Source organism: Curtobacterium flaccumfaciens UCD-AKU (genome assembly GCF_000349565.1).
GTDB lineage: Bacteria > Actinomycetota > Actinomycetes > Actinomycetales > Microbacteriaceae > Curtobacterium > Curtobacterium poinsettiae.
The window spans coordinates 17,235-38,671 of record NZ_KB714628.1 but is presented as its reverse complement, the minus strand read 5'-3'; the positions used below and the strand labels follow the sequence as shown (position 1 = coordinate 38,671).

At 72.1% G+C, this 21,437-nt stretch carries 25 protein-coding genes; 19 read left to right on the top strand and 6 right to left on the bottom strand.

Going from position 1 to position 21,437, the window contains the following annotated elements; all coding sequences use genetic code 11:
- Positions 1-45 precede the first annotated feature (45 nt).
- On the bottom strand, positions 46-486 hold the full coding sequence (locus tag H489_RS30165; RefSeq protein ID WP_017887531.1) for an OsmC family peroxiredoxin: 441 nt from the start codon (positions 484-486) through the stop codon (positions 46-48).
- Between the two features lie 123 nt (positions 487-609).
- Between H489_RS30165 and H489_RS30160 the strand changes: the two genes are divergently transcribed.
- A complete protein-coding gene (locus tag H489_RS30160; protein WP_017887530.1) occupies positions 610-1,224 on the top strand; it encodes a DUF805 domain-containing protein in 615 nt (204 codons plus the stop codon).
- 22 nt (positions 1,225-1,246) lie between these two features.
- Positions 1,247-2,290 carry an NAD(P)-dependent alcohol dehydrogenase gene (locus H489_RS30155; protein WP_017887529.1) on the top strand — a complete coding sequence of 348 codons (1,044 nt, stop codon included), beginning with the start codon at positions 1,247-1,249 and terminating at the stop codon, positions 2,288-2,290.
- 69 nt (positions 2,291-2,359) lie between these two features.
- On the opposite strand, the gene H489_RS30150 is transcribed toward H489_RS30155, so the two are convergent.
- Entirely contained in the window at positions 2,360-4,234 is a 1,875-nt protein-coding gene (locus H489_RS30150) for a gamma-glutamyltransferase family protein (protein WP_031259968.1), read from the bottom strand.
- Between the two features lie 158 nt (positions 4,235-4,392).
- On the opposite strand from H489_RS30150, the gene H489_RS38790 reads away from it, so the two are divergent.
- From H489_RS38790 to H489_RS30105, 10 genes are all read left to right on the top strand, one after another.
- Positions 4,393-5,589, top strand: coding sequence for a peptidoglycan DD-metalloendopeptidase family protein (locus H489_RS38790; RefSeq protein WP_017887527.1), 1,197 nt, complete (start codon positions 4,393-4,395; stop codon positions 5,587-5,589).
- 202 nt (positions 5,590-5,791) lie between these two features.
- On the top strand, positions 5,792-6,028 hold the full coding sequence (locus tag H489_RS30140; protein ID WP_017887526.1) for a hypothetical protein: 237 nt from the start codon (positions 5,792-5,794) through the stop codon (positions 6,026-6,028).
- 26 nt (positions 6,029-6,054) lie between these two features.
- Positions 6,055-6,858 (top strand): sulfite exporter TauE/SafE family protein, encoded by an 804-nt coding sequence (locus H489_RS30135; protein ID WP_031259964.1) that lies wholly within the window; start codon positions 6,055-6,057, stop codon positions 6,856-6,858.
- Positions 6,855-7,490 carry a DNA alkylation repair protein gene (locus H489_RS0119375; RefSeq protein WP_017887524.1) on the top strand — a complete coding sequence of 212 codons (636 nt, stop codon included), beginning with the start codon at positions 6,855-6,857 and terminating at the stop codon, positions 7,488-7,490. The genes H489_RS30135 and H489_RS0119375 overlap by 4 nt, the downstream gene beginning before the upstream one ends.
- A gap of 220 nt (positions 7,491-7,710) precedes the next feature.
- The gene (locus H489_RS30130; protein ID WP_017887523.1) at positions 7,711-8,904 is read left to right on the top strand and encodes a zinc-dependent alcohol dehydrogenase; all 1,194 of its coding nucleotides are present in this window, start codon (positions 7,711-7,713) and stop codon (positions 8,902-8,904) included.
- On the top strand, positions 8,904-9,968 hold the full coding sequence (locus H489_RS30125; protein WP_017887522.1) for an NAD-dependent epimerase/dehydratase family protein: 1,065 nt from the start codon (positions 8,904-8,906) through the stop codon (positions 9,966-9,968). Before H489_RS30130 ends, H489_RS30125 begins: the two co-directional genes overlap by 1 nt.
- Before the next feature lie 220 nt (positions 9,969-10,188).
- Positions 10,189-10,545 carry an SHOCT domain-containing protein gene (locus H489_RS30120; RefSeq protein ID WP_017887521.1) on the top strand — a complete coding sequence of 119 codons (357 nt, stop codon included), beginning with the start codon at positions 10,189-10,191 and terminating at the stop codon, positions 10,543-10,545.
- Positions 10,542-10,796: a hypothetical protein gene (locus tag H489_RS30115; RefSeq protein WP_017887520.1), complete on the top strand. Its 255-nt coding sequence runs from the start codon at positions 10,542-10,544 to the stop codon at positions 10,794-10,796. The genes H489_RS30120 and H489_RS30115 overlap by 4 nt, the downstream gene beginning before the upstream one ends.
- A gap of 9 nt (positions 10,797-10,805) precedes the next feature.
- Positions 10,806-11,216, top strand: a complete 411-nt coding sequence (locus H489_RS30110) for a DUF6314 family protein (RefSeq protein WP_017887519.1) — start codon at positions 10,806-10,808, stop codon at positions 11,214-11,216.
- Between the two features lie 47 nt (positions 11,217-11,263).
- Positions 11,264-11,929 (top strand): pentapeptide repeat-containing protein, encoded by a 666-nt coding sequence (locus H489_RS30105; RefSeq protein ID WP_017887518.1) that lies wholly within the window; start codon positions 11,264-11,266, stop codon positions 11,927-11,929.
- A 60-nt stretch (positions 11,930-11,989) separates the two neighbouring features.
- Here H489_RS30105 and H489_RS30100 read toward each other — a convergent pair whose 3' ends face one another.
- Positions 11,990-12,985, bottom strand: a complete 996-nt coding sequence (locus tag H489_RS30100; protein ID WP_017887517.1) for an NAD(P)/FAD-dependent oxidoreductase — start codon at positions 12,983-12,985, stop codon at positions 11,990-11,992.
- 58 nt (positions 12,986-13,043) lie between these two features.
- Here H489_RS30100 and H489_RS30095 point away from each other — a divergent pair, with 58 nt between their 5' ends.
- A complete protein-coding gene (locus tag H489_RS30095) occupies positions 13,044-13,661 on the top strand; it encodes a helix-turn-helix domain-containing protein (protein WP_017887516.1) in 618 nt (205 codons plus the stop codon).
- Positions 13,662-13,670: 9 nt separating this feature from the next.
- Here the strand turns inward: H489_RS30095 and H489_RS30090 are convergent, their stop codons facing one another.
- On the bottom strand, positions 13,671-14,309 hold the full coding sequence (locus tag H489_RS30090; protein ID WP_017887515.1) for a hypothetical protein: 639 nt from the start codon (positions 14,307-14,309) through the stop codon (positions 13,671-13,673).
- Between the two features lie 111 nt (positions 14,310-14,420).
- Positions 14,421-15,176 (bottom strand): glycosyltransferase, encoded by a 756-nt coding sequence (locus H489_RS30085; RefSeq protein WP_017887514.1) that lies wholly within the window; start codon positions 15,174-15,176, stop codon positions 14,421-14,423.
- 93 nt (positions 15,177-15,269) lie between these two features.
- Here H489_RS30085 and H489_RS30080 point away from each other — a divergent pair, with 93 nt between their 5' ends.
- The 6 genes from H489_RS30080 to H489_RS30060 all read left to right on the top strand — a co-directional run bounded on the left by H489_RS30080 (position 15,270) and on the right by H489_RS30060 (position 20,077).
- Positions 15,270-15,695: a MarR family winged helix-turn-helix transcriptional regulator gene (locus tag H489_RS30080; RefSeq protein ID WP_017887513.1), complete on the top strand. Its 426-nt coding sequence runs from the start codon at positions 15,270-15,272 to the stop codon at positions 15,693-15,695.
- Between the two features lie 57 nt (positions 15,696-15,752).
- On the top strand, positions 15,753-16,394 hold the full coding sequence (locus tag H489_RS30075) for an MBL fold metallo-hydrolase (RefSeq protein WP_017887512.1): 642 nt from the start codon (positions 15,753-15,755) through the stop codon (positions 16,392-16,394).
- A gap of 54 nt (positions 16,395-16,448) precedes the next feature.
- On the top strand, positions 16,449-17,138 hold the full coding sequence (locus tag H489_RS30070; RefSeq protein ID WP_017887511.1) for an HAD family hydrolase: 690 nt from the start codon (positions 16,449-16,451) through the stop codon (positions 17,136-17,138).
- A gap of 90 nt (positions 17,139-17,228) precedes the next feature.
- On the top strand, positions 17,229-17,711 hold the full coding sequence (locus H489_RS30065) for a GNAT family N-acetyltransferase (RefSeq protein WP_017887510.1): 483 nt from the start codon (positions 17,229-17,231) through the stop codon (positions 17,709-17,711).
- A gap of 51 nt (positions 17,712-17,762) precedes the next feature.
- Complete coding sequence (locus tag H489_RS36920) at positions 17,763-18,383, top strand: TetR/AcrR family transcriptional regulator (RefSeq protein ID WP_017887509.1); 621 nt, start codon at positions 17,763-17,765, stop codon at positions 18,381-18,383.
- Positions 18,380-20,077 (top strand): MDR family MFS transporter, encoded by a 1,698-nt coding sequence (locus H489_RS30060; protein ID WP_017887508.1) that lies wholly within the window; start codon positions 18,380-18,382, stop codon positions 20,075-20,077. The genes H489_RS36920 and H489_RS30060 overlap by 4 nt, the downstream gene beginning before the upstream one ends.
- A gap of 220 nt (positions 20,078-20,297) precedes the next feature.
- Here the strand turns inward: H489_RS30060 and H489_RS30055 are convergent, their stop codons facing one another.
- Complete coding sequence (locus H489_RS30055; RefSeq protein ID WP_040419828.1) at positions 20,298-21,296, bottom strand: LacI family DNA-binding transcriptional regulator; 999 nt, start codon at positions 21,294-21,296, stop codon at positions 20,298-20,300.
- Positions 21,297-21,437: the final 141 nt, after the last annotated feature.

Sequence of the window (21,437 nt, the reverse complement as noted above, 5' to 3'; positions counted from 1 at the left end):
CGGGCCTCCCGTCCGTCACGTCGTGACGGTTCCTGCTTCGCGCGCCTACTGCTCGAAGGTCGCGTGCAGCGTGATCTCGACGCCGGTCAGTGCCTTGCTGACGGGGCAGGTCGCCTTGGCGTCCTCGGCGGCCTTGAGGAAGGCGGCCTCGTCGATGCCGGAGACCTCGCCGCTGACGGTCAGGACGATGCCGGTGAGGCGGAAGCCGCCGTCCGGGTCCGGGCCGAGCGAGACGTCGGCCTTGACGTCGAGGGCCTCGACCGTGCCGCCGGCCTCGCCGAGGACGGCGGAGAACTGCATGGCGTAGCAGGACGAGTGGGCGGCGGCGATGAGCTCCTCGGGGCTCGTGGTGCCGCCGGCGTCCTCGGCGGTGCGCTTCGGGAACGAGACGTCGTACGTGCCGACCTTCGAGCTCGAGAGTTCGACCTGGCCGGAACCGTCCTCGAGGCCGCCGTTCCAGGCGGTGCGTGCGGTGCGAGTGGGCATGCCCGCTCCTTTCGTGTGGGGGAGTGGTCCCGAGTGGGACCACCGCTCCCGAGTCAATCCGAGAACGCTCGTTCTCGCAACCGGCTCACGGTGAAGACGCAGGTCTGCCCTACGATCGGGCGCATGGGGGACAGTGAGGCCGTGAACTTCCGCAGGTCCGTGCTCGAACAGGGTCCGGCCGACGTGACGAACCCGGTGGTCGCCTGGCTGCGGTTCTGGACGCAAGGGTGGCGGTTCCACGGACGGGCGAGCCGTTCGGAGTTCTGGTGGGTGATCGCGCTCGAGCTCGCGCTGGCCGGGGTCGCGCTCTGGGTCGTCGGTGTGCACGGGACCGGAGGGCGGTGGGAGCTGTACGTCGACCCGTTCGGAGCCGTCCCCTCACCGCAGGTCTCGTTCGACCTGGTCGACCGCGGGCGGGACGGGTCGTTCGGTTGGGGGGCCGGCAACCGGGAGGTCTGGCCGGACGGGTGGGACCTGGTGCTGCTCGTCCCGACGATCCTGACCATCGTGCCCCGGTGGTCGCTGCTCGTGCGGCGGCTGCACGACCGGGACCACACCGGGCTGTGGATCCTGCTCCTCGTGTTCACCGGACCGATCGGCTGGCTCGTGGTGATGGGTATGGCCGCGAGCCGGTCGCGCCCGGAGGGGGCGCGGTTCGACCGCGGTCTGTTCGGCGGCGGACGCGATCTCGCGGCAACTGGACGACACATGTCGTCCACGACGACAGGTGTAGCGTGAAGTGCGATCAAAGGAGACACCCATGCGCGCCGTCGTGTTCGAGCAGTACCAGACCTTCCCGTCCCTGACCGAGGTCCCGAAGCCCGTACCCGCACCCGGTGAGGTCCTGCTCAAGGTCGCCGGCGCCGGTGCCTGCCACTCCGACGTCGCCGTGTACCGCGAGTTCCAGCAGGGGCAGCCGGGAGCCCAGGCCCCCGCCTTCGTGCTCGGCCACGAGAACTCCGGCTGGGTCGAGGCCGTCGGCGACGGGGTCACGGGCTTCGCCGAGGGTGACGCCTACCTGGTCTACGGACCGGTCGGCTGCGGGCACTGCTCGTACTGCTCGAAGGGCCAGGACACCTACTGCGAGAACGCCGCGACGAACCCGTACATGGGCATCGGCCTCGGTCGCGACGGCGGTATGGCGGAGTACGTGAGCGTCCCGGCGCGGAACCTCGTGCCGCTCGGCGACGCCGACCCGGTCGCCGCCGCACCGCTGAGCGACGCCGCCCTCACGCCGTACCACGCGATCAAGAACTCCCTGCCGAACCTGGCCGGCGGCGGTCGCTTCGCACTCGTCGTCGGGCTCGGTGGCCTCGGGCAGATCGCCGTGCAGATCCTGACGGCGCTCACCGGCGCCACGGTCATCGCGACCGACATGAAGCAGGACGCGATGGACCGCGCGGCCGCCCGCGGCGCGATCACCGTCCCCGGTGGCCCGGACCAGGCGGAGCGCATCCGCGAGATCACCGGCGGACGCGGTGTCGATGCGGCGTTCGACTTCGTCGGAGCCACTCCCACGATCGGGGTCGCGCAGGCCTCGATGGCGGTCGGCGGCCGGTTCACCGTCGTCGGGATCGCCGGCGGCACCACCGAGTGGAACTTCTTCGCGACGCCGTACGAGTCGACGATCACGAACACCTACTGGGGCACCATCGAGGACCTGCACGAGGTCGTCGCGATGTACCGCGCCGGGCAGATCGTGCCCGACGTCGAGCGGTACGCGCTGTCCGACGCGCTCGAGGCGTACCGGAAGCTCGAGGCCGGCGAGCTCTCGGGCCGCGCGGTCGTCGTCCCGACGCTCTGAGCCGGGCTCGGGCGTCCCTGGTCGATCCCACTCTCCAGCGCGGGTGTCCTGGGAAGGAACGAGCGCCGGTCAGCGTCCCGCGGCGTACCCCTGGTTGCCGCGGGGGTTCGCGGCGGCGCCGAGGACACCGGTGTCCGGGTCGCGCGTGACGCACGTCAACCGGCCGAGGCTCCAGTCGCCGCCACGCGTGACGACGTGTCCGCGGGCCTCGAGCGCCGCGATCACCTCGTCGCCCAGGCGGTCCTCGACGACCAGGCCCGCGGGCTCCCAGGTGCGCGGCCAGAACGACCCCGGGAACGACGTGGTGTGCAGGGCCGGGGCGTCGATGGCCTGCTGCGGGGAGTACCCGCCGACGATCCAGCGCAGCAGGAACAGCAGCTGCCACTGGTCCTGCTGGTCACCGCCGGGGGAGCCGAGCGCCGCAACCGGCTGCCCGTCGCGGAGCACCAGGGTCGGCGTCAGCGTGGTGCGGGGGCGCTCGCCGGGGCGCAGGGTCGAGGCCGTGTCCGGTTCGAGCCACGTCATCTGCAGGCGGGTGCCGAGGCAGAACCCGAGCTCCGGGATCGTCGGTGAGGACTGCAGCCAGCCGCCGGACGGGGTCGCGCTGACGATGTTGCCCCAACGGTCCACGACGTCGATGTGGCACGTGTCGCCGCGGGTCTCGCCGTCGGGGGTCACGAACGGCTCACCGCGGTCCTCGACCGGAGCAGCCGGGGGGACGTCGCCGTCACGGTCGCGGGCGACCTGCACGGTCGGTTCGCCCACGCCCGCCGCCGCGGCGGAGCCGGAGGACGTGCGGATCGGCGGCATGGCGTGTCCGACCCCGGCGATCGTGCCGGGCCGGAGTTCGGCCGACGCACGCTCGCCGATGAGGGCGCGGCGTTCGTCGGCGTAGGCGTCGGAGAGCAGGACGTCGAGCGGGACCTCGCCGTCGCCGTAGAAGGCCTCGCGGTCGGCGAGCGCGAGCTTCTGCGCCTCGACGATCGTGTGCGCACCGAGCTCGGTGGAAGGGTCGAGCAGGGCGTCGTCGAGCGGTTCGAGCAGCCGCAGGGTCTGGAGCAGTGCCGGGCCCTGGCCCCACGCGCCGGTCTTGGCGATCGTGCAGCCCCGGAACGCCACCGTCGTCGCGGGTTCGTACGAGGCCCGGAACGCGGCCAGGTCGGACGCGCGGATGACGCCGGCGTGGTCGGTGCCCGACGCGTGCCGGTGCGGTTCGCGGACGAACCGGTCGATCGCCTCGGCGACGAACCCCTCCGCCCACTCGGACCGGGCCGCGTCGATGCGGCCGGTCCGGCTGCCGGCGCCGGAACCGGCGTCGACCAGTCGGTCGAGCACGGTGGCGAGCGCCTCGTTGCGCACCAGGTCCCCGGGGACCGGCACCGCGCCTCCCGGCAGCCACTGCGTGGCGGAGGTGGGCCAGTGCTCCTCGAACAGGTCCCGCACGGTCGTGATCGTCCGGACCACCGCCGGTGTGACCGGGTGGCCGTCGCGGGCGTACCCGACGGCCGGTGCGAGGACGTCGGCCAGCTCCCAGGTGCCGTGGTCACGGAGCAGCAGGAGCCAGGCGTCGACCGCGCCGGGGACGGCCGCGGCCAGCGCGCCGGAGCCGGGGACCAGGTCGAGCCCCTCGGCGCGGTAGTGCTCCGGTGTCGCACCCTCGGGAGCCGGACCCTGCCCGACCAGCACCGTCGGCGTGGGGTTCGCGGCCGTCGCGAAGACCGCCGTCAGGTCACCGCCCGGGCCGTTGAGATGCGGCTCCACGACGTGCAGGACGAAGGCCCCGGCGACGGCCGCGTCGAACGCGTTGCCACCACGTTCGAGCACGGACTGGGCGGTCGCCGTCGCGATCCAGTGCGTCGAGGCCGCCATCCCGAACGTGCCCCGCAGGTCAGGTCGAGTGGTCTGCGCAGGGGGATGGACGAAGGCAGGATTCGGCGTCGGCATGCCCCCATCCTGTCCCGCGGTGACCGGTCCGGTGCTGGAGACCCCCCGTCCGCGGGGTTGTGCACCCCGTGCAGAAAAGCGAACATCGTTCGGCGACTCGTGCAGGGCGAGCGCCGAACGGCCGCGCGCTCGTGTGGTCGGCCCGAGGCAGGGGATCCATGACCACCACTCCGTCGACCGTCGCTCGTGCGCGCCGACTCCCACGCATCGCCGGCGCCGTGATGGCACTGGCCCTGGCGGCCGGGGCAGTCGTCGCGACGGCCGAGCCGGCAGCGGCCTCTGCCGTCTGGGTCGGCTCGGTCCCCGCCGGCACGAAGATCCTGCCCGGCGACCAGGTCACGTCGCCGAACGGCCAGTTCAAGCTCATCATGCAGGGCGACGGCAACCTGGTCGAGTACGGCATCGGCAACCGCGTGCTGTGGGCGTCGAACACCGCCGGCAACTCCGGGGCGATCGCCGTCGTGCGCAAGGACCGCGCCCTCGACATCACCCGGAACGGCAAGCGCCTGGTGCGCTGGACGTCGGCGGGCACCGCGAGCTCCACGGCGTTCAAGGTCCGCGCCGACGGCACGATGGCCCTGCTCGCCGGCAAGGCCGTCGTCGTGGGCTGGACCGGGTTCCAGGACCGCGTCGCGTCGGGCAACAGGATCCTCGGCGGGACGGTCCTGCGCTCCGACACCTCGAACACGCGGATCCTCAACATGCGCACCGACGGCAACCTGGTGCAGAAGGTCAGCGGACGGGTCGTCTGGCAGTCGCGGACCGGCGGCCACCCGGGCGCCTGGGCCGAGCTGCAGACCAAGGGCAACTTCGTCATCTGGACCCGTGACGCGTCGCGTAAGAAGGTCGCTATCTGGAGCTCCCGCACCAGCACCGCCGGGTCGGGCAACCTGCTCGTGCAGGTCGACGGCAACGTGGTGCTCTACGGGGCGAAGGACACCCGTGTCTGGTCGAGCCGACCGGTCACCGGCCTGGCCTGGCCCGTCAACGGCACGAAGATCACCGGGCGGTACGGCGACGACCGCGGCGCCGGGCACGTCCCGCGCTACCACCAGGGCACCGACGCCCCCGTGCCGGTCGGCACTCCCGTGTACGGCTCGGGGACGGGCACCGTGACGCGGACGGTCGCGAACGACGGGGCCTACGGCAACTACATCGTCGTGACGTACGGCATGACGACGGTCCTGACGGCGCACCTCAGCAAGATCGAGGTGAAGCAGGGGCAGATCGTGAAGCTCGGCACCGAGATCGCCAAGTCCGGCAACACCGGGCAGTCGACGGGGCCGCACGTGCACGTCGAGACGCGGCGGAACGGCGTGCTCGTCGACCCGCTGAAGAACATGCACTTCCGCTGACGCGGGGCGGGGAGTCGTTCGTCGTTCGCACGTCGCGTGTGTCGCACGCGTCCTCGCCCCGCGCATCGAGTGAGCAGAAAAGGTCGGGTGGCTCGAGGACACTCGACCTTTTCTGCTCACTCGATGAAGGGCCTCGCACGGTGCGAGGAGCCCGCTGTCCCGGATCGGCTTCGTCGCCGAGGTCGATCAGGATGACGTCACCGTGGTCATCCGCGCCGAGCTCGAGCCTGACCTGGCGCGCTCGCTCGAGGAAGCCACGGCGCTGCGGGCCGAGGCCGAGGCGAAGGAGGCTCGAGCGCTCTCGCTGCGGCGAGCGATCGCTGTCTCGCTGAAGGACGACGGCCTCACCCTGCGGGACATCGCGGTCGTCCTCGGCGTCTCGTACCAGCGGGTGCACCCGCTCGTGCACGAGGACGAGCGGGCGCTGGCTGCGTCGTAGCCCGCGGCGCGGATAGCCTGGGCGGGATGAGGAAGCGCGGCGGAACGGTGCTCGTGTTGGTGGCGATCGGGGTCCTGGCGGGGGTGCTGTCCGGACTGTTCGGCGTCGGCGGTGGGGTCATCGTGGTGCCCGCGCTGATGGCCTTCTTGCAGATGGACCAACGTCGGGCCTCGGCGACCTCGCTCGTGGCGATCGCCCCCGCGGCCGTCGTCGGGGCGATCACGTACGCCGTGCAGGGCGAGGTGCACTGGTTCGCGGCCCTGACCCTGGCGATCGGCAGCGTCATCGGCGCCCCGATCGGCGCACGACTGCTCCGTGCCCTGCCGCTCCGCGTGCTGCCGTGGATCTTCGTCGGGTTCATCGCCGTCGTGCTCGTCTCGCTGTTCACCACGGTGCCGACCCGCGGTGGCGAGGTGCACTTCGGGGTCGTCGAGGCGATCGTCCTGCTGTTGCTCGGGCTGCTGTCGGGTGTGCTGTCCGGGCTGGTCGGGGTCGGCGGCGGGGTCGTCATCGTGCCGGGCCTCGAGGTCGTGCTCGGCGCCGGTGACCTGCTGGCGAAGGGCACGTCGCTGCTCACGATGGTGCCGACGTCGGTGTCCGGGACGGTCGCGAACCTGCGGCGCCGCGCCGTCGACCTGCGCGTCGGGCTGACGGTCGGCATCACCGCCGCCGTCTGTTCACCGGGCGGCGCGGTACTGGCACGCCTGGTCGATCCGCAGGTAGGCACCTGGTTGTTCGCGGCGTTCCTGGTGGTCGTCGCGGTCATCGTGCTCAGCCGCGGGCGCCGGAGGGAACCGCAGGCCGACGTGAGCGACGGGGCGGCCGCGTGACGGGCCTCCAGGCAGGGCGTGACGCGGAGGCAGTGCTGGTGGCGTTCGCCCGGACCACCGGCGACGTCGCCGCGGCCCGCAGGGTCGCCCGGCAGTTCCACGACCTCGACGAAGGGGAACGCTCGGCGCTGCTCTGGAGCGAGGACGACGGCGCGAAGCTCGTCGCGGTCCTGCTGCTCGTGCAGGCGATGCGGGCGTACCCCGACACGGAGTTGACGGACGAGTACCTGTCGGCGGCGAAGGCCGAACGGTTCGAGGACCCGGTGCTCGTCGACCTGGCGGCCGAGGAACTCGTCGGCGCACCGTTGCTGGGCGCCTCGACCGGCCCGCTGTTCGCGCTGGCGAAGTCCGACGTGGCGATGGTCCGGCGGATCGCGGTCGTGGCGACCCTGGCGTTCGTGAAGCAGGGCGACGCCGAGGTGCCGCTCGGGATCGCCGGACGCCTGGTGCGGGAGCGCAGCGAGACGGTGCAGACGGCGCTCGGGTTGGTGCTGCGCGAGACGGGGAAACGGGCGTCCGAGGCGGCGCTGGTGGCGTTCCTGAAGCAGAGCGGCCGGTTCCTCAGCCCGGCGGCCCGCCGGACGGCGACCGAGCACCTGCCACCGACGGAGCGGGACCGGCTGCGGGGCTGACCGGCGTCCGCCGAGCGGTGCGCCGACGTCCGGCGAGCGACGCGCCGACGTCCGCCGAGCGAGACGCCGGCGTCCTCCACGCGACGCGCCGCCGTCCGCGCGCCGACCCGCGCGAGGGGGACCCGGGGCTGGGAGCGTCCACGGGTCGGACGCGTACCGAGGAGGGGAACGCGAGTCGTGCCTCCAGGCCGGCTCGAAGCGACCACGAGAGGAACGCAACGTGCGCGCACTGACCTACCAGGGCACCGAGAAGGTGTCCGTCGAGACCGTCCCCGACCCGACCATCCAGGAGCCGACCGACGCGATCGTGCGGATCACCTCCTCGGCGATCTGCGGCTCCGACCTGCACCTGTACCGCGTGCTCGGCCCGTACATCGACCGCGGCGACGTCCTCGGCCACGAGCCGATGGGCGTCGTGGAGGAAGTCGGGTCCGGCGTCACCAACCTGAAGGTCGGCGACCGCGTCGTCATCCCCTTCAACATCTCCTGCGGCCACTGCTGGATGTGCCAGCACGGCCTGCAGTCCCAGTGCGAGACCACCCAGGTGACCGAGTACGGCACCGGGGCCTCGCTGTTCGGCTACACGAAGATGTACGGCCAGGTCCCCGGTGGCCAGGCCGAGTACCTGCGCGTGCCGCACGCCGACTACGGCCCCATCGTCGTGCCGGACGACGGCACCCCCGACGACCGCTGGCTGTTCCTGAGTGACATCCTGCCCACCGCGTGGCAGGCCGTTCAGTACGCCCAGGTGCCCGAGGGCGGCACGCTCGCCGTGCTCGGCCTCGGCCCGGTCGGCCAGTTCGCCGCCCGCATCGGCAAGCACCTCGGTTACCGCGTGCTCGCCGTCGACCCCGAGCAGGTCCGCCGTGACCTGGGGGCGAAGCACGGCGCCGAGGTGTTCGACCTGACGAAGGACATGGTCCCCGAGCTCGTCGACCTGACCGACGGCCGCGGCCCCGACGGTGTCGTCGACGCGGTCGGTATGGAGGCCCACGGCAACCCGATGGCGGGCTTCGCGCAGCGCGCCGCCGGCCTGCTGCCGGACAAGCTCGCGCAGAAGGCGATCGAGACCGCCGGTGTCGACCGCCTGGCGGCCGTGCACGCGGCGATCGACCTGGTCCGTCGTGGCGGCACCGTCTCGCTGAGCGGTGTCTACGGCGGCATGGCCGACCCGATGCCGATGATGACGCTCTTCGACAAGCAGATCACCATCCGCGAGGGCCAGTGCAACGTGAAGCGCTGGATCGACGACATCATGCCGCTCGTCTCGGACCCGTCGGACCCGCTCGGCACGCTCGACCTGACGTCGCACCGTGTCTCGCTCGAGGACGCGCCGCACATGTACGAGGTCTTCCAGAAGAAGCAGGACGACTGCGTCAAGGTCGTCCTCGACCCCGCGATGGCCGCAGCCTGATGCGGATCGTCGTCGTCGGCGCGACCGGCAACGTCGGGACGGCGGTGCTCCGTCGGCTCGCGGCGGTGCGCGCCGACGGCGACGGAGACGCCGGTGGCCGTGACGCCACCGGCGTCCAGATCGTCGGCGTCGCCCGGCGGCTGCCGGACCTGCGTGCGGAGCCGTACGACGCCGCCGTCTGGCACGCCGTCGACGTCGGTGCCGCGGACGCCGTGGACCAGCTCGCCGCCGTGTTCCAGGGTGCCGACGCCGTCATCCACCTGGCGTGGGCGCTGCAACCGACGCACGACATCCCGGTGCAGTACCGCACGAACGTGACGGGCACGGCGAACGTCCTGGCTGCCGTCGCACGTGCCGAGGTGCCCCAGGTGGTGGTGGCGTCCTCGGTGGGTGCCTACCGCGGGGTGGACGTCGACGGCAAGCGGACTCCCGTGGACGAGAGCTGGCCGACGGACGGCATCCCGACGGCGACGTACTCGATCCACAAGGCCGCCAACGAGGCTGCGATGGACGCGTTCGAGGCCGACCACCCCGCCGTGACCGTCACCCGGCTGCGCCCGGGGCTGATCTTCCAGCGGGACGCCGCCGCCGAGATCCGCGGGCTGTTCCTCGGACACCTCGTGCCGATGTCGATCGTGCGGTGGATCCGCTGGCTCGTGCTGCCGCTGCCCTACCCGTTCGTGTTCCAGGCCGTGCACGCCGACGACGTCGCCGACGCCTACTGGCGCGCGGTCGACCGACGGGCAGCGGGGGCGTTCAACATCGCCGCGACGCCCGTGCTCAACCCGCCGAGACTGGCTCGGGCCTTCGGCATGCTCGGCGCCGTGCGGATCCCGTTGGGGCTGCTGCGCGGGATCGTGACGCTGACGTGGCGGCTGCGGTTGCAGCCGACGGACGCCGGGTGGATCGACATCGCGGCCGGTGTGCCGATCATGCGCACCGACCGTGCCCGGTCGGTGCTCGGATGGGAGGCCCGACACACCTCCGAAGAAGCGTTGCGTGCACTCGTGGCTGGCTTCGCGGACGGTGCGAACGTGCCGGGGTCGGGGCCGCTGCGCGGCTGAGCGGGGTCGGGCTGGCTGGGGTGGGGTGGTCGCCCTGGGTGCGGCTCGCGCTGCCGGGTCGGATCGGGCGTACCGGGTGCTTCCGGGCGTACCGGGTCGGGAGTTCCGACCAGGGACGCCCGTTTCCACCTTCCATCGCGGGCGTTCTGGGAAGGAACGGCCGCTCGTGTTCCCCGTCTCGCGCTACGCTTCGCTCGTCGTTGTGAGAAGGGGGAGCGCGATGGTGCTCAGTGGTTCAGCGTTCGGTGAGATCGACGGGCCGGGTGGCTCGGGGATGCCCGATCTGTTCGACGGCTGGTTCGGCATCGCCTTCGGGGTCGTCGTCGCCCTGGCGATCCTCACGACCCTGACGATCGCCGTCCTGGCGCTCTACCGGGGCAAGCGGATGGCCGACCGCGGTCAGAACCCGCTCACCATGCAGGAGGACATCGCGTACCAGGCGATGCAGAGCCGCACGTTCGCACCGGACAAGCCGCTCGAACAGCGCCTCGCCGAACTCGACGACCTGCACGCCCGCGGCGTGATCTCCGACGAGGAACACCGCAGCGCCCGAGCGGAAGCCCTGCGCGGACGATGATCGCCTCGGAAGAACTCCGCAACCCCCTCATCCCGCCGGTCTACGACCTCGTCTGGACCCTGCTGATGGTGCTCGTCGTCGTGGCGGTCATCGCCGCCGTGTGCATCGCGGTCGTCCGCAGTCGGCGCCCGCACGGTGCGCGCCGGACCTCGCCGGAACAGCGGCTCCTCGAACTCGACGAGCTGCACGCCCGCGGGGTCATCAGCGAGGACGAGCGCCGAGCCGCGCGGGCGGAGGCCCTGCGCGGTTAGCCTGGGCGGGTGCTGCTGCCGACGGACCTGCTCGGGGTGTGGGAACTCCACCGCACCGTGCACGACCACCGCGCCGGTGCCGCGGGGACCGTCACCGGGACCACCACCCTGACCCTGGTCGGTGACGACGAGGTGCGCTGGGACGAGTCCGGCGTGATGACGTTCGACGGCCGGACGACCCCGGTCTCGCGCACCCTCGTCCTGCGGCGCGGCCCGGACGGCGGCTGGACCGTGCACTTCTCCGACGGTCGGGTCTTCCACGACTGGGTCTGGGGCAGGAGCGTCGCCCACGCCTGCGCTCCGGACGACTACACCGGGGCCTTCGACGGCGACCAGGACCGCTGGAGCGTGCGGTGGGAAGCGCGCGGCCCCGCGAAGGACTACCGGCTGGACAGCGTCCTCACCCGACCCCGGTCCTGATCCCGGTCGGGGCCCGCGGGGTCGGCGGTCACCGACAGACTGGGTGCATGGCACGTTCCTCCGGCACCGACGCCCCGCGCATCACCCTGACCGAACCGATGAACCTGGAGGACTGGGCGCCAGCTCCCGGTGACGTCCTGACGGGCGACCGCATCGAGGGCAAGCGCATCGACGTCCTCGACCTGACCGGCGAGCGGCTGCCCGACCTGGAGATCGAGGAGTGCGTGATCGACACGCTCCGGGGGGACGATGCCGACTTCCGTGGGCTCCGCGTCCGTGACTCGATCATCGACTCGCTGGACGCCCCGATCCTGCGGGCATCGAGCAGTACGTGGCGCGAGGTCCGGGTTTCCGGCGGGCGGGTCGGCTCGGCGGAGTTGTACGACTCCGGGCTGAACGGCGTCGAGTTCGTCGGCATGAAGTTCGGGTTCGTGAACCTGCGTGGCTCGACGATCACCGACGTGGTGTTCCGCGACTGCGTCATCGACGAGCTCGACATCGCCGACGCGAAGCTGCTGCGGGTGTCGTTCGACGGCAGCAGCATCCGTGCTGCCGAGGGGTCGAACACCCGCATCGACCACGTCGACCTGCGCGGAGCCGACCTGGACCGGGTCGAACGGCTCGAGGGGTTCCGCGGGGCCACGATCGGCGCCGACCAGCTCTACACGCTCGCGCCGCTGCTGGCTGCACAGGCCGGCTACCGCGTCGACTGACCGAGCCCGGGTTTCGCGCTCACCGACACTGCACGCCCGCCAGGCCCCACGGACTGTCGCTCAGCGCGAAACATCGGCCGCACCGACGCCCGCACCGACCCCGGCCAGCGCCTCCGCCAGGTCGGCCTGCACCAGGTCGCCGTGCACCGCCGCGCCTGTCTGGGTGCCGGCAGCCGCCGACGCGATGACCGTCGCCATCGGGGCCGTCACGTTGCCGGCCGCGTAGACACCCCGAACCGCCGTCTGCCCGGTGGCGTCCACGGTCAGGGCCGTCCCGAACCGGAAGTCACCCATGAACTGGTCGGTGGCGGTGAGGCCCAGCCCGGACAGGAAGCCCACCCGTGCCTCGGGCCGGCTCGCCGTGGCCAGGGCATCGAGTTCGACCGACGAACCGTCGCCGAGCCGGATGCCGGTCAGCCGGTCACCCTCGGACACGACGGCGGCGACGGGGCCCTCGACGACCGAGATGCCGCGGGCGGCCAAACCGGCCAGGGCGGTGTCGTCCATCAGTGCCGGATCGGTCAGGAACACGGTCACCCGCTCGCTCAGCGCCCGGAACATGCGCGCGTGGTGTGCGCCGTTCGGCGTCGTGACCAGGACCCCGATCCGCTGGTCGCGGATCTCCCACCCGTGGCAGAACGGGCAGTGCACGACCCCGCGCCCCCACTGCTCGGCCAGGCCCGGGACCTCCGGCAGGACGTCCACGGCGCCGGAGGCGACGACCAGCCTGCGTGCGGTGACGACCGCGCCGGAGTCCAGCGTGACCGAGAAGCCGACCGTGTCGTGACCGTCACCGGTCGTGGCGGACGTGGCCACGATCCTCCCGGCCGTGACCCGGACGCCGTAGGCGGCGACCTCGTCGCGACCGATGCGGAGCAGCTCGGTGGGTGCGACGCCCTCGTGGCCGAGGTAGTTGTGCGCGCCGGCCGCCGGGGCGTTGCGGGGCTCGCCGGAGTCGACGACGAGCACCGAGCGCCGCGAGCGGCCGAGGATGAGGGCGGCGGACAAGCCGGCGGCCGAGCCGCCGATGACGATGACGTCGAAGTGTTCGGGCATGCGCTGATCATGCGGCGGGAGCGGCTGCGACAGCAACGAAGTTTGCCGGTATGGCAACATGGGCGCCATGGGACACGGCAACCGGGACGCGACCGCCCCGCGCTCGACAGCCGAGGTCGTCGACGGTGTCGGCCCCCGACTCCGCGCGCTGCGCGTCCATCGCGACGTGACGCTCGCCGCGCTGTCCGAACAGACCGGGGTGTCGGTGAGCACCCTGTCGCGGCTCGAGTCCGGCCAGCGGAAGCCCACGCTGGAACTTTTGCTACCCCTCGCCCGGGCCTACCTAGTGCCCCTCGACGACCTGGTCGGCGCACCGCAGACGGGCGACCCGCGCGTGCACATGAAGCCCGAGGTGCACGGCGGCCGCGTCGTCGTGCCGCTGACGAAGCGCACCAGCGGGGTGCGCTCGTTCAAGCAGCTGTTCCCGCCGAACACCCCCGGTGGCGAACCGTCGCTCAAGACCCACGAGGGCTACGAGTGGCTCTACGTGCTGTCCGGACGGCTCCGGCTCGTGCTGGGGGACCTCGACCTCGACCTCGGGCCCGGCGAGGTCGCCGAGTTCGACACCCACACCCCGCACTGGATGGGCAACGTGACCGACTCCGTCACCGAGGTGCTGTGCCTGTACGGGCCGCAGGGCGAACGAGCCCACGTGCGGTCTCGTCCGGCCCGCTGACCGGTTGGGTCAGTCCGTGAAGACGTGCGCCACGACGTCGTCGAGCAGATCGGTCGTCTCGATGTTCGACTGCTGGATGTGGATGCCGATGTCGCCCCGCGCGAAGTACGTGTCGCCGTCGGTGACCGGGTACTGCGAGTTCTTCGAGACCTTCTGGCACAGGAACCCGTCGGACTCGTCGTCGCAGTCGTAGCCCTTCGTGGCGAGCTGCTCCAGCGCGTCGCGGGCGGCCGCGGGGTCGACGGCGTCGACCGCGATGGACAGGTACGAGGTGTCGGCCTGCGGCTTCCGCCACACGCAGTACAGGCGCTTGCCGTCGCCCTGCAGTGCCGGGGTGAACGAGCTCTTCGGGATCGCGATCGGGTCGCCGACGACCGACGGGTCGTTGAGCGGTGCCGAAGCGAACGCCTCGTCCCACTTGCCGGGTGTGATCAGGTCGGTGCAGCTGGCCGGGACGGTGGCCGTGTCGTCGTCGACGTCCGCGTCCTCGGAACTCGTGGGGTCGGGACTCGGCGCCGTCGTCGGGTCGGCTGCGGAGGTCGCGGTGGCGCTCGCCGGTCCGGCCGGTCCGGCCGGACCGGCCTGGGCGCAGCCGGTCATGGCGAGGCTCGCAGCCACCAGGGCAGTGAGCACGATCGTGTGGCGCATGGTTCCCCTTCGTCCGATCGCGTCAGGTGATGACCGTCGCTCACGAACGTACCGACCGAGGGTCGCGGTGGCTGAGACCGTCACCGATTCGTTGTCCCCCGACCCCGTCGGTCAGCGGCTGCGCCACCACTGCGGCGACCGCGACCGTGCGCGCAGCCGTCGCGCCCACCGGCGCACCGGGTTCGCCCGTCGGCCGTTCACGCGGAACGTGTGGAAGGCACGTCGCGTCCGGACCCAGACGGACGGGAGGCCCGCCAACGGTCGCGCAGACACCTGCACCGTGAGCACGGGGTCGGCCACCACCCGCCAGGCCGGGTCGAGCTGCATGCTCAGGTCGACGTCGTCGTGCACCTCGGCGTCGCCGCGGTGCACCCTGCGGGCGACCGCGGCCCAGGTCGACCGGCGCATCGCCATGGCGGACCCGAACAGTGGCGGGCGCCCGAGCGCGCTCCACATCAGGACGAAGTACGGGCCCATGTACACGGCGTCCCACAGCCGTCGCACCACGGCGCCACCGCCCCGGGGTCGGCCCGGCCCGGTCACCGCGACGACCCCGGGGTCGGCCACCAACCGGACCGCGTCGGCGATCCAGGTCGGCGGTGGGACGGAGTCGGCGTCGAGCCGCACGATGACGTCCCCTGATGCACGGTCGTAGCCGCGCGCCGATGCCCGGGCGATCCCGCGCACCGGTTCCGTGAGGACGACCGCACCGGCGCCCCGGGCGACCGCCGCGCTGTCGTCGGTGCTGCCGTTGTCGACCACGACCACCTCGTCGGCGGGCCGGGTCTGGACCGCGAGGGCGGTGAGGCACCGGCGCAGGTGCACGGCGTCGTCCCGCACGGGGATCACGACCGAGACACGGGGCATCCGTCGATCCAACCGGCTGTCAGCTGTGCGGATTGTCGGACCGCGTCCCCCACTGTCCCGGCCCGCCGATCACCGCGCGGTAGCGTTCCGGGCATGGACCCGATCGACGCGCTCGCCGCCGAACTGCGGCAGTCCATCGGACGCGTCGTGCGCGCCGCACGACGCGAGGCGGACGCGCTGCCGGCCACGCACACCACCACCCTCGGGTTCCTGCAGCGTGAGGGCCCCATGACCATCGCGGAACTCGCGCGACGCCGTGGCGTGAAGCACCAGGGGCAGTCCCGCACGGTCGGCGAACTGGCCGGGCTCGGGTTCGTCGACCGGACCGCGTCGGACACCGACCGGCGGGCAACGGTGATCCGGATCACCGACGCCGGCCGGGCCGCGCTGCAGCACGACACGGACGCCCGGACGGACTGGCTGGCCGAGGCGCTCCGTCAGGAGACCGACGCCGAGGAGCGCGCCCTGCTCAGCCGCCTGCCCGAGCTGTTCGAGCGGGTCGCTCGCCGAGCGGACTGAACGCGCCTGCACCCCGGCACAGCAGGACTTCCACAACACCGCTGTACGGTCGACGGCATGGAGTTGACGAAGTACAACCACGCCACCGTCGTCCTCGAGCAGGACGGCGTCACCCTCGTCATCGACCCCGGGGTCTTCACGCCCGAGGCCGTCGACCTCGTCCGCGGTGCCGCGGGCGTCCTCGTCACGCACGACCACCCCGACCACTTCGACATCGACGCGCTCCGCGCGGGACTCGCCGCGGACCCCGACCTCGTCGTGCGCGGCCCGGAGACCGTCGTCGAGCAGCTCGGCGAACACCACGGACGCGTCGCAGCGGTGCACGCCGGTGACACGATCACCGTCGGATCGTTCTCCGTCCGGGTCTTCGGTGAGCAGCACGCGGTCATCCACCCCGACATCCCGTCCACCGCGAACGTCGGCTACCTGGTGGACGACGCGGTCTTCCACCCGGGCGACGCGTACCTCGAGCCCGGCGTCCCGGTGCCGACCCTGCTGCTGCCGACGAGCGGCCCCTGGACGAACACCGCCCAGGCCGTCGACTACGTCCGCGCCGTGGCACCCGAGCGGGCGGTGCAGATCCACGAGGCGATGCTGAGCGAGCTCGGTCAGCAGTCCGCCGCGCGCTTCCTCGGGCCAGACGGACTCGGGCCGGTCCCGGTCCTGATCCTGCCCGCGGGGGAGACGATCACCGTCTGACGGACGCGGGTTGCCCCTGGGAGGCGATCCGGGCCTCCCGAGCAGCATGGAGGGATGGCCGACGCACCCACGACAGCAGTCCTCTTCGACATCGACGGCACCCTCGCCGACTCGAACTACGCGCACATCGACGCGTGGTGGCGAGCGTTCCTGGCGGCGGGGGAGTCCGTCGACGCCTGGCGCATCCACCGCGCCATCGGCATGGACTCGGCGAAGCTGCTTGAGACGCTGCTGCCGGACGCGTCCCAGGAGACCCGCGACACCGCGAAGCAGTTCCACACCGCCTACTACGCCGAGCAGATGCCGCGGCTCCGGCTGCTGCCGGGTGCGCGCGAGCTCCTGCATGCCGTCGCCGAAGCGGGGCACGCCGTCGTCCTGGCGACCAGCGCCCCCGAGCGCGAACTCGCCCGCCTGCGCGACCTGCTCGACGCGGGCGAGTGGGTCACCGCCGAGACCAGCTCCGAGGACGTCGAGCAGGCGAAGCCGGACCCCGGCATCATCCGGGTGGCGCTCGACAAGGTCGGTGTCTCCGCCGACGATGCCGTGATGGTCGGGGATGCCATGTGGGACGTCGAGTCCGCCGGCAAGGTGGGGGTGACGTGCGTCGGCGTGATGACCGGTGGCATCGGCGGTGACGAACTCCGCGCTGCCGGAGCGGCCGAGGTGTACGACGACGCTGCGGCCGTGCTCGCGGCGTTCCGCGCCGGCGAGGGCCTGATCGCGGCACTCGGCCAGCGCGGCTGACGGGCGGCGCGCCTGACGGGCGGCGCCGGTCGCGGCTGACGGGCGCCTCGGTTTCCGCGTCGTCGGTCGCCCGTGCCAGGATCGACGTTCGTGATCACGATCGAACGCGTGTCCTGGGACGACCCCCGCAGCGTGGTGCTCCGCGCCCGCATGGACGACGAGATGCACGAGCGCTACGGGTCGGCGAACGCCGGCGAGGACCCGGCGGTCACCGCCGAGCGCAGCCGAGCGCTGAGCGTCGACCGGTCGACGGTGGTCACGTCGATCCTGGCCGTCGACGAGTCCGGCGAACCGGTCGGGCACATCGCCGTCCGACGCCTGGGGGACGAGGTCGAGCTGAAGCGCCTCATCGTGCTGGCGTCCGCGCGCGGCAAGGGTGCGGCGACCGCACTGCTCGACGAGTGCGAGCGCGTCGGTCGCGAACTCGGCGCCCCGCGGCTCATCCTGCAGACCGGTGACAAGCAGCCCGACGCCGTGGCGCTCTACCGCAAGACCGGCTGGGACCAGATCGACGTCTACGAGCCCTACGCCGCGACGATGCCGTGGTCGTTCTGCTTCGAGAAGACCCTGTAACTCGACCCGGTCCACATTGCACTTTCACCACGAGAGTGCAATTCTTGCTCGGTGAGCACCACCGAACGCACCCGCGCGCTCCGCCGACGCATGATCGGCGAGGCGCGTCGGGCGACGGTCGAGCACGGGCTGCACGGCTTCACGATCGAGCAGCTCTGCGAGACCGTCGGAGTGTCGCGCCGCACGTTCTTCAACCACTTCGGGTCGAAGGACGACGCCGTGCTCGGCATCGAGCTCAACGCTGACGTCGAGGCGATCGACGCCTACGCCGCGGGCGGCATCGTCCCCGCGGGACTCGACCCCCTCGACTCGATCGTGGCGCTGGCCATCGACCAGTTCCACCGGGTCGGCATCGCCCGCGCCGACGAAGCCCTGGTCCGCCGGGTGTTCGAGCGGGAGCCGGCGCTCGTCGCACGGTTCCTGTCGGCGACCGACGTGCAGCTCGCCCGGGTCACCGTGGCGCTCGGACGGCGGTTCGGGTGGGACGACCCCGCCGACCGCCGACCGCGTCTGGTCACCGAGACCGCGGCGGCGCTCCTCAAGGTCACCGCGACCGAGTACTTCGACGACGCGTTCGACGAGGCCACGGGGCCGACGTTCGACGCGCTGCTCACCGAGAACCTCCGCCTGCTCAGGGCGGTCACCACGACCGAACGGGAACACACCACATGAGCGCCACCGCGCCGGGCACCACCAAGCGTGCCCGCCCAGGCTCCGACGGACCGCTGCTCCTGACGCAGCGTCGCATCTGGATCATCTTCTCCGCCCTGATCGCGGGGATGCTGCTCTCCAGCCTCGACCAGACCATCGTCTCCACCGCGATGCCGACCATCGTCGGGGAACTCGGCGGCGTCGCGCACCAGGCCTGGCTGACGACCGGGTACCTGCTGGCCTCGACCATCGTGATGCCCGTCTACGGCAAGTTCGGCGACGTCCTCGGTCGTCGCAACCTGTTCCTCATCGCCATCGCGCTGTTCACCATCGCGTCGGCCGGGTGCGCGTTCGCCACGGACTTCACGCAGCTCGTGGCGTTCCGTGCCATGCAGGGACTCGGTGGCGGTGGCCTGATGATCCTGTCGCAGGCGATCATCGCGGACATCGTCCCGGCGTCGCAGCGCGGCAAGTACCTCGGTCCGCTCGGTGCGATCTTCGGTCTGTCCGCCATCGGCGGCCCGCTGCTCGGTGGCTTCTTCGTGGACCACCTCACCTGGAACTGGGCGTTCTACATCAACATCCCGGTCGGCATCGCGGCGTTCTTCGTGGCGTGGTTCGCGCTGACCCTGCCGAACAAGAAGGCGACGAAGCGCATCGACGTGCTCGGGGTGCTCTTCATGTCCGCGGCGACCACGTGCCTGGTGTTCTTCTCGGAGTTCGGCGGCAGCAAGGACCACGGCTGGGACGCCCCCGAGACCTGGGCCTGGTTCGCCGGTCTCGTCGTCTCGGCAGCACTCCTGGTGTTCGTCGAGTCCCGCGCGCAGGACCCGGTGCTGCCGCTGTCGTTCTTCCGCAACCGCACCTTCCTGCTGGCGACCGGCATCGGCCTGGTGCTCGGCATCGGCATGTTCGCGGCGATCGGGTTCGTCCCGACGTTCCTGCAGATGGCCTCGGGCACCTCGGCCGCGGTCTCCGGCCTGCTGATGCTGCCGATGATGGCCGGCCTGATCGGGACGTCGATCGCATCGGGTGTCCTGATCACCAAGACCGGCCGCTACCGGATGTTCCCGATCGTCGGCACGGTGCTGGTGGCCATCGCGATGCTCGCGATGACCCAGCTGGCGGCGGACACCCCGATCTGGCTCATCTGCGCCTACCTGTTCGTGTTCGGTGCGGGGCTCGGCCTGATCATGCAGGTGGTCGTCCTCGTCGCGCAGAACGCCGTTCCTGCCGAGCAGGTCGGGACCGCCACGTCGACGAACAACTACTTCCGCGAGGTCGGTGCCTCCCTCGGCACCGCCGTCTTCGGCGCGCTCTTCACCGCGCGGCTCACGACGTCGCTGACCGACGTGTTCCGCGGTGCCGGTGGCTCGGCGACCGATGCGGCGTCGTCGGCGGGCAGCATCGACCCGTCGACCGTCGCAGGGCTGCCGCCGGCGGTGCAGGACGGCGTCGTGAACGCCTACGCCGACTCGCTCGCACCGGTGTTCTGGTACCTGCTGCCGTTCATCGCGGTGGCGTTCCTGCTCGCGCTGTTCCTGCCGCAGATCACACTGTCCGACACGGCCGGCATGGTCGCCCGTGGCGAGGCCGTCGGCGGTGACGAGGCCGACGAGCTCGAGCGGGCCCAGCGCGCGGCCCGGACGGCGGGGTCGGAGTCCGTCTCGTCGGGTGGTGAGACGCCGGCGTCCCGCCGGGACGCCTCGGATTGAGCGAGGCGCCGCCAGATTCGGCGGCGTCCAGCGGATCGCGGGGCGCGTTGTGGAGACGACGGCGTGCTGACGGGAGGCGCGGTGCCAGCTGGTGCCGCGCCTCCCGTCGGTCGTCCGGTCGCGCTCACTGCCGCAGCCGGCGTTTCGTGCCGGGCGACACCTCACGCGTTCCAGCGCGCGTGCGCTGCCGCTGAGCGCGTGAGGTCGCGGTCGCCCGGCGCTACGCGCCGGTGCTCGCGCGCGGCACGAGCCGTGTCGGCAGGGCCGCGGGCTCGGCGGCCGTGCCGTCGAGCGTCGCGAGGAGTCGCAGTGCCGCAGCCCGACCGAGGTCAGCGCCGGGCAGTGCCACGCTCGTCAACGCCGGCGCGGTGACCGACGACGACGGCAGGTCGTCGAAGCCCGCGACCGCGAGTGCGCCGGGGACGGCGATGCCGAGCGCGCCAGCGACCCGCAGGACCCCGTAGGCCAGGGTGTCCGCGGCCGCGACGACGGCGGTGACGTCGTCGTCCTGCCAGGCCTCGATGACGTGCTCGGTGGCCGAGGCCGCGGCCTCGACGGTCAGGTCGGCACGGGCGGTGACCTCGGAGACGGTGATGCCGGCGTCTGCGCAGGCCTGCTCGAACAGGTCGCGGCGCACGCCGAACGTCGCCGCCCGTGAGGTGCCGTCGAGGTAGCCCACGTGCCGGTGCCCCTGGTCGTGCAGGTGTGCGACGAGCTCGTGCACGCCGGTGGAGAGGTCGTAGTTGACGGCCTCGGGGCCACCGGGGGCGTCGAGCAGCACCACGGGGACGCTCGCCGACATCGGCTCGTCGGCGGCGGGGGCGTCGACCAGGATGCCGGCGGGCCGGAGCCGTTCGAAGCGCCGGACGTCGGCCGCGACGGGCTGTGCACCCCGTTCGGTGACGGAGAGCACGAGCTGGAACCGGTCGCCCAGGGTGTCGCGGACGCCACGGATGACCTCGGCGAAGAACGGGTTCGACAGGTCGGGGGCGATGAACACGACGAGGTCACCGCTGCCGCGCGCCAGGGAACTGGCGGCGTGGTCGACGACGTAGCCGAGGTCGTCCACGGCGTCGCGGACCCGTGCGGCGATGGGAGCCGAGACCCGCCCGCGGTCCTTGCCGTTCACGACGAGGGAGACCGTGGCGATGCTCGTGCCCGCACGCTCGGCCACCATCGCAGCGGTCACACGACGGCTCGGGGCGGCGGGGGAGGGCACCCGTCGATGCTAGCGAGCGCGGTGCTCGAACTTGACGTCAAGCGTTTGACGTGTTTCGATGTCAAACGCTTGACGCGCCGCGTCGCCAGCGTTCTGCCGGCCCGTGGATCCCCACCACGTCGAGCACTCACCTCGATTCCC